Origin of the sequence: Thermosynechococcus sp., from assembly GCF_046299655.1 — a bacterium.
GTDB lineage: Bacteria > Cyanobacteriota > Cyanobacteriia > Thermosynechococcales > Thermosynechococcaceae > Thermosynechococcus.
Genome location: NZ_JBKBHZ010000039.1, coordinates 1 through 694, shown reverse-complemented (window position 1 = coordinate 694; position 694 = coordinate 1). Strand labels below are relative to the sequence as shown.

Here is a 694-nt window from a genome sequence, read left to right as displayed (position 1 = left end):
ATTCATTGCTAGAGTGGAGTAACGGCATTCCTGCCCTTGGGCAGATTGCATACAGCCCTTTTCACGCTGATCGAGCCGCACTACCCCAAGCCCGGCAATGGCCGTCCTCCCGTGGGCTTGGAGCGCATGTTGCGCATTCACCTGCTGCAGCACTGGTTCAACCTGGCCGATGCGGCGTGCGAGGAGGCGCTGTACGACTCGGCAGCGCTGCGCGCCTTCGCAGGCATCGACCTGGGCCGCGAGCCGGTGCCCGATGCGACCACGATTCTCAAATTCCGCCACCTGCTGGAACGTCACCATCTGGGCCAGGCCATCTTCGCCGAGGTCGGCCGCATCCTGCAGGAGCGCGGCCTGCGCCTGAGCGCGGGCACGATCGTAGACGCCACGATCATCGCCGCGCCGAGCTAGACCAAGAACGCCCGGCAGCAGCGCGACCCCGAGATGAAGCAGACCCGCAAGGGCAAACAGTGGCACTTCGGCATGAAGGTGCACGTGGGCGCCGACAGCAAGACCGGGCTGGTGCACAGCGCGGTGGTCACCAGCGCCAACGTGCACGACAAGCACCCCTTGCCCGACCTGCTGCACGGCGCCGAGCGGCGCGTCTACGGCGACCGCGGCTACCAGGGCTGCACCGACATCATCAAGGCCGCTGCGCCGCAGGCGCGCGACTTCACGAATCGGCGTGTGCGCAAGC

At 66.7% G+C, this 694-nt stretch carries 1 pseudogene; it reads left to right on the top strand.

Annotated features, from left to right (window positions below):
• Positions 1-57: 57 nt before the first annotated feature.
• Positions 58-694 (top strand): annotated as a pseudogene (locus ACK4HN_RS11920) (IS5 family transposase); the annotation flags it as partial.